Origin of the sequence: Loktanella sp. Alg231-35 (genome assembly GCF_900143545.1) — a bacterium.
Taxonomy (GTDB): domain Bacteria; phylum Pseudomonadota; class Alphaproteobacteria; order Rhodobacterales; family Rhodobacteraceae; genus Yoonia.
The window spans coordinates 581,303-587,906 of record NZ_FREV01000003.1 but is presented as its reverse complement, the minus strand read 5'-3'; the positions used below and the strand labels follow the sequence as shown (position 1 = coordinate 587,906).

General features: G+C 53.8%; 7 protein-coding genes. 3 read left to right on the top strand and 4 right to left on the bottom strand.

Features of this window, described 5'->3' with window-relative positions; all coding sequences use genetic code 11:
• Nucleotides 1-557, top strand: a 557-nt coding sequence (locus DHN10_RS09835; protein ID WP_159086970.1) for an IS3 family transposase, incomplete at its 5' end; no start/stop codon positions are given.
• Between the two features lie 295 nt (nt 558-852).
• Here the strand turns inward: DHN10_RS09835 and DHN10_RS09830 are convergent.
• The 4 genes from DHN10_RS09830 to DHN10_RS09815 all read right to left on the bottom strand — a co-directional run bounded on the left by DHN10_RS09830 (nt 853) and on the right by DHN10_RS09815 (nt 4,905).
• Nucleotides 853-2,262, bottom strand: coding sequence for an ankyrin repeat domain-containing protein (locus tag DHN10_RS09830; RefSeq protein ID WP_159086969.1), 1,410 nt, complete (start codon nt 2,260-2,262; stop codon nt 853-855).
• A gap of 177 nt (nt 2,263-2,439) precedes the next feature.
• Nucleotides 2,440-3,003, bottom strand: a complete 564-nt coding sequence (locus DHN10_RS09825; protein ID WP_267895715.1) for a TetR/AcrR family transcriptional regulator — start codon at nt 3,001-3,003, stop codon at nt 2,440-2,442.
• A gap of 71 nt (nt 3,004-3,074) precedes the next feature.
• Nucleotides 3,075-3,599, bottom strand: coding sequence for an SRPBCC family protein (locus tag DHN10_RS09820; RefSeq protein ID WP_108815112.1), 525 nt, complete (start codon nt 3,597-3,599; stop codon nt 3,075-3,077).
• A 406-nt stretch (nt 3,600-4,005) separates the two neighbouring features.
• A complete protein-coding gene (locus DHN10_RS09815) occupies nt 4,006-4,905 on the bottom strand; it encodes a LysR family transcriptional regulator (RefSeq protein ID WP_108815111.1) in 900 nt (299 codons plus the stop codon).
• A gap of 124 nt (nt 4,906-5,029) precedes the next feature.
• Between DHN10_RS09815 and DHN10_RS09810 the strand changes: the two genes are divergently transcribed.
• Nucleotides 5,030-5,518, top strand: a complete 489-nt coding sequence (locus DHN10_RS09810; RefSeq protein ID WP_159086968.1) for a hypothetical protein — start codon at nt 5,030-5,032, stop codon at nt 5,516-5,518.
• 38 nt (nt 5,519-5,556) lie between these two features.
• Entirely contained in the window at nt 5,557-6,120 is a 564-nt protein-coding gene (locus DHN10_RS09805; protein WP_108815109.1) for a hypothetical protein, read from the top strand.
• Nucleotides 6,121-6,604: the final 484 nt, after the last annotated feature.

The following is a 6,604-nucleotide window of genomic DNA, read 5'->3' as shown; positions in this document are numbered from 1 at the left end:
TTCCAAGGCGACACAAGAAACGCAGGCGACTGTACCACAAGGACAGCTCAATCATCCGGCTGCGGCCGCAACATCCCAATCACATCTGGAGCGTCGATTTTGTGCACGACAAACTGAGCAACGGGCGGCCCTACAAGATGCTCACGGTGCTGGATGAATATACCCGTGAGGCACTGTGTGTCGCGGTCAAACCAAAGATGAACAGCGCGGATGTGCTGGATGCGCTCTACCCACTGCTTTTGCGGCGCGGGAAACCCGTATACATTCGTTCGGACAATGGCTCAGAGTTCATCGCAACAGCACTACAAGACTGGCTGAGAAAGGTCGGGATTAAGCCGATCCAGATATACCCGGGGTCACCCTGGGAGAACGGATACAACGAGCGCTTCAATGGCACGCTGCGCCGAGAAGTCCTGAATGCTGAATGGTTCCACACCACGAAACAGGCACAGATCGTCATCAATACATGGCTCAGACAGTACAATCGTGTTCGACCCCATCAGGCTTTAAACATGCGTCCGCCAATTCCAGAAACATTGCTCAAAAGTGGCCCATAGAAATGGGGCTGGACAGAGACGCTTTAATGCGACCTTCTCAAAGCTCTACGGATGCTCACCTTCCTCCATTCGCAAGACCAACGCTCGAACTACGCGATCATGACAATTCTCTCCCAAACACCAAAAGCGGGCGTTCAACAAAGCACCCCGACCGGCAGCTTTGTCCGTGGAGTGTGAGTCCGACCATCGACTGATTTTGCGAGTGCAGCGAATGGCGGCAATGCGGGCTGCCACCGCAGCATGGGGATGTGGTGGCCAACGGCGGCTTTGGGCCGGAGCCAGAAATTGGCCCTTGCTACAGATGGTCCCGGATTAGCGCGTCGGTTTCAAGGTTTCCCGCACCCAGCATTTGCTCCGATACGGCAGACCCCGCCTCAATCAGCAAGCGTGCCGCTTCGACATGGTTTCTCGCATGCCCGGTGTCCCATCCATGCTTCATGCCAAACAGGCTCGCGCCCAATGGCGTACCGCCGAATTCATTCAGATTGTGCAGTGGCGGCTTGGGGTCTTGACGAAGAAGCAATTTGATAACGTCAGTGTATCCGTGAAATGCTGCACGGTCCAAGGGCGTGGAGTCGTGGACCCCTGTTTGATGAGGATCGAAGCCTAACTTCATTAACAGCGAGACTACTCCTACTTTGTTCTCCCAAGCGGCCCGGCACATTGCAGCAGGATCTTCTTCGATTAAGCCTGCCAATGTGGCGGGATTCGCTGTTGCGATAGCTTCGGCTGTTGCCTCATCTGCTTGCCAGATTGCGTCAAAGAGCTTTGTTGTCGGCGAAGAAAGACTGAGGATAGACGCTGCGACATCGAGATGACCCAGAGACCGTGCTGCATCCATCGGGGTGAAATCATGGCCAATTTTCCATTTATAGATGTCTCCTTTACCAAGGTTGGTCCATTCGCCAGCGCCCATGCGCACATTGCAGCACTCTGGATCAGTCCGATGGCAGGTTTCTACAATGGAGGTGTCACCCCAATAAGCGGCCATGAAGATATCCGGCGCCGCGCCGTGATCTAACAAACGCCGCACCAACACTTCGTCCTGAATGAGGTACTGCAATGGCGTCGAGCCGTGATCGACGCATCTTGCATTCACGTCGGCACCATTGGCCACAAGGAAATCGATCATCGCAACGTTGCGCGCGTAATGCAGCGGATGCACACCATCGCCGCCACCAGCAGTAACTAGCTGTGGCGTTTGCCGTAGTAGTTCTCGCACGCGCTCCAATTTGTCCAAACTGACCGCTGCCCAAATGTCCACAACCGCACCGCGTGCGATCAGTGGTTCGGCCACTTCAGGCTCGATCCCTTCTAGGATGCCAAAGCCTCCAGCCGGCCAGCCGGTCTTGGCATTGATGTCGGCCCCATTTTCCAACAGGAGGTCAACCATCTCGATGTTGTGTCGACAGGCAAAGATGGCAGAACTGTCGAAGGCAAAAATCTGGGCATTGACCTGGCCAACCAGGTCCGGATGCTGGTCCAGCAAGTCACGCGCCGAGACCACGTCGCCGTGTTCAACTACAGCTTTCCACTGGTCCAGGGGAACGGTCATGACGTCGCCTCCAATCCTGCTGTCAGTCACACTCTTTGCTTCCCCGCTGTCAATAGGGCTTGGACGAGAAGCTTGTCTCAGCAGTGAAGGATCCGATTGCGGGCTGGACGGTAGGCAGAAAAATGAACGTCTGCTCTTGGGAAGCTGCACTGCAGCATCGCAACCCTCCACCAAAGGCCGCAATGGGCCGGGAGGCGCCGATCATCCTCCGTGGCCGTTAAATGAGGAGGATCGAATAATTGGCAGGCTCCAACAAACGAATGACCGGCGATGCTAACCATGGAAACTCGCCAATTTTTGGCATTGGCCTCGTGTGTTAGGTCCGGACTAATCGCTCTTGGCCAGTCCATGGATCAATACAGCGGTATTGGCACTTAGCCATTCTTCGGCATAATCTTCATCATTTAGCACATTGGGCTGATCTTCCGGCGCCCTGGATACGTACATTATCTGCCCGCCAAGGCGGTCCAGAACAATCCCTGTAACCAGTTCAGTTTTTAGATCAGCGCTTAAAAATCCCGCGTCTTGTGCCGCGATCAGATAGGTGGCAAGCCCCGTATGAAATTGGGACGCGCCAACAAATTTTTTGCTTTCACGCGCGATAATACGAAACACCGGCGCCTGAGCTAACAGAGCGCGAAACGTCTCAGAAATGAACATCTCAAGACGCAATACGAATTCTTCCCGTGTCTTGGGCGGCTTTTCAATCAAGCGTAGTGGAACTTCAAATGTGGCTGACGTGAATTCATCGATGATCGCATCATAAAGCCCCTCTTTAGACCCAAAATAGTGATGGATCATGGTGGAACTGGCGTCTGCCAATTTGCATATTTCGCGGACCGATGTGCCTGCATAGCCACGGTCCGCGAAGAGGGTTCTGCCCGCGTCGATAAGTCGTGATTTAATAGATATGTCTTTGATGATTCTACCCTCGTTCGCCTACCTGCAAATCTGTCAGAAGATTACGCCGCTGTCATGGCTGCGTCGGCTTGAACCGTTTCAACTTTGCGCGGGTGCTGCTCTCCAGTTTCGATATAGTGGGCCAGTTCTTCAAGGCCGCGAAGATATCCAGCGTCCATTGATTTTGTTAGCGCGTTTTTCATCGGTTTGCCAAACCATTTGGTCCGGGCTTCGCCGGTATAGGTAATCGAGCAATTCTCTGGCCCGGTTTCTTTGACGACGATTGTGGCGTTGTAGCCCTTCATCGGTACCATGCGTGGAAGGTTGTGGATCGTTACCTCGGTGCTGATGGTACGGGCGGCGTCACCGTAGGCCGTGATGACTTCTGACTGATACACATGCGAATATTTACCGCGCAGATGGGATGTTCGACCTTTGGCAGGCGCGCCGGGCAAGGCTGGACCGCGGATGGCTTCTGCCCGTGAGATGGCCTCCATCCATTTGTCAACCGGGACGAATTCTTCGCCGATGATTTTCCAGGCGTGGGCGGCGGATGTCTTAACGTTAACTGTGTGTGTTGATGTCATTGTGGTATCTTTCGGTATGCCTAATTTCTCTAACAATTGTTAGGTATCTTATAGCAACCGTTTTGTCAACTGGCGGTCAAAACATTTTCCAGGCGCCAATCCCATGCCGAGGGATGCGTAAGTCTGCTTTCTCGGCCTACGTGAAAATTGCAATGTTGGGACTTCAGAGAGGTAATGTGCCGCAGTTTCCCGCGCCATGACTGAAATCCAAAGGCCGTTTGGTCCGCATGGTATGGATTCAGACATCAGCCAATTTCGCCGTCGCAGCGAGCGCCCACGATGGCGGAATACGAGAGCCGGGACGACGCGCGGCGGCTGGTCTGGAATTTGATACTAAGCTGACTATGGCACTGCCTTAGCAAAGGCTAACTTCGTCTGCATTTGTGATCTCATAACGTATTGGCGCCTAGGCAGTCGACCCTATATCTCCAACAATCATCGCTTCTTGTTTCGTCATCTCAGCCACCAGAAATCGAACAAAGGTCATCACACGGACAGATGAGCGCAGGTCGGGATGGGTGAGAACCCAACCGGGTCGGGATGAAACCGGGCCGGTTCCGGGGATACGGTCGAGGCCATCCAATGCATCTGCAAAAAAGCAGGGTAAGACAACCATGCCCAGCCCTTCCTTTGCGGCTTCTGCCATATCCAACATGTCAGGTATTTGGTGTCTTACAGCGGAGTCGGGGAAAGGGCCGTCTTTGATCCAGCCATGGCTCGGGTCGATGATCCCGCGTCCGATCCACGTTGCATCGGTTTGATTGCCGTCAAAGGAATGTTGGGCAATGTAATCCGGCGATGCATACGCGCGGTCGACGAATTCGGGCAGACTGCGGCCGACAAGATTATCGTTTGGATCAAATTGGGATCGAAAGGCAACGTCAGATGCGCCCTTCATCAGATCATCAATCGCAAAGCTTGAATGCAGGATGATTTCGATACCGGGATACTGCCGCGTGAAGGCAGCCAGATGTGGCATGAGCATATATTGCGAAAGGAGCGGTGGTGAAGTCACGCGCACCTGACCTGCTAGCGCGGTATCCAAACTGTCGGCCTCGCGTTGCAGATCGATTACTTCGCCTTCCACTCGTTCGGCCTTTGCAAAGATCTGCTCGGCCGTGGCGGTGGCGAGCAGGCCGTCCCGTGAACGGGTGAATAATACGGCCCCCAGACTGGTTTCCAAATCTGTCAGATGGCGGGAGACCGTTGAGTGGCTCATCCCCAATTCACCGGCTGCTGCGCGAACGGATCGCCCCCGGAACAGGGCGAGGAAAACCTTGATATCGTTCCAATCTAGCTTGGCCATGGGCGTCCTCGAAAAGGGTGGTCGATTTATGCACCGTAAACCCCCATATTCAGTTATTTCAAATCATTTTTGACGCGCTTAGGTCTGAGGCACACAAGAACTAGAGGTCAACATGGCAAGCAAAATGAACCGCACCGAATTCAACGAAATCATCAATGCCTCTATGGATCGCGTTTGGGATGTGCTGTTTCATCAGTACGGCGATATCCATATCCATAACCCGACGATGGTCACGTCAAACTATATGCACGGCGGCACAAAAGGTGAGCTGCATAGCGTCAGGCACTGCAAGTTCAGCGAAAAACTGTTCCTTGACGAGAAGATTGTCGCAGTGAATGGCTCAGACGGCTTCAAGATCGAAGTCGTCGCGCACAATCTGCCTTTCGTAAGCGAGATGTCGGCGATCTATGAGGTGACTGCTGTTGCGGCAGATAAGACCGCGCTCAAAATGACGTCATTCAATGCGTTCCGGCCCGATATCATGAAGTACATGATGCGCGGTCAGATGGCGAAATCCCTGCGAAAGCATCTATTTGGCCTGAAATACTATGTCGAAACCGGCGAGATCGTGACCCCCGAAAACTACGCTGCACTTCACAAAGCACACAGCTGAACTGCGCCACACTCAATTGATATAAAAGGAGATAAACCATGACCGCTCAACTAGTACTAACACCCGACGCACGCATTGAATTTGGCTTTGGTACGGTGACGTCTGGCAAAGAAGAATGGATGTATGGTGAATACTTCCCTGCCATGGCCACCACAATGGCCAAACATGGGCTTGATATCATGGCCGGTTTTGGCCTGATCGCGACCAATTTCGCAGCCGGCACCCCAAAAACCGGCAGCCTCGCCAGTTGGCCGTCAGCGGCAAACCGTGCAGCCCTGCATAGTGATCCAACGTTTCTGGCGATCCAACCGGCCCGTGATGCGGCGATGGATATGTTGTCCGGCGGGCACTTGTTTCAGTCAATCGACGATGTGATTACGCTGAACACCGATAGCGACTATGCGATCATCGTAACGGACGACCCGCATCCCGTTGCCGATCCGATCTTTGCGCTGCCCCTGACGGATGACAGCCCCGAACAAACCTATGCCGGTAAGTCACTTATCCTGCGTCCTTGGAGCGATGCGGATGACGCCTTGCTTGGTCGCTCATCCGAAGACGCCGAAGTGTTTCGCGTCCGGTTCAGCGCATCGGCAAAGTGAGCACGGTCGCCTAACATCGGGGGCGGTTTTCGTCCCCGATACTTGCGCAACATGCATAAGTGGCAGACATGGGTGCAATCACAGCGAAAGTCGGCAATGCGGGCTGCCACCGCAGCAACTGCAAAATGCTCTAAAGGTCGGCTTTGGGCCGTCCACGAAGGTGGCGCAACAGCCATAAACTGCGGATGCTGCATTGCCTCCGATGGCCGCGAAGAGCCCAAAATCACAGATGCTGCGCTCTGCACGAACGTCAGATTCTTTGAGAGAAACGTAAAGCTGTATGTCAGTCATAAGTAACGAGATCCGATCCTTCGACGCACGCTGCAAGGCCGATAAAGGATGATCCGCTACGGCACAAAAGGGTAAAGAACGCTATGCCCGCGAAGCATTGGCTGCCAAGGACCTACTACCAGATGCAGACAGGCAAGTTGTTATCGGTATGTCCATCTCAGGGTCAGATGCGAAAGGTGCATTGGATGCCTTC

What these genes read in the sequence shown, in the direction of transcription:
- DHN10_RS09820 (WP_108815112.1), bottom strand. Translation starts at nt 3,599, where the DNA reads ATGACATCAACACACACAGTTAACGTTAAGACATCCGCCGCCCACGCC.
- DHN10_RS09815 (WP_108815111.1), bottom strand. Translation starts at nt 4,905, where the DNA reads ATGGCCAAGCTAGATTGGAACGATATCAAGGTTTTCCTCGCCCTGTTC.
- DHN10_RS09810 (WP_159086968.1), top strand. Translation starts at nt 5,030, where the DNA reads ATGAACCGCACCGAATTCAACGAAATCATCAATGCCTCTATGGATCGC.
- DHN10_RS09805 (WP_108815109.1), top strand. Translation starts at nt 5,557, where the DNA reads ATGACCGCTCAACTAGTACTAACACCCGACGCACGCATTGAATTTGGC.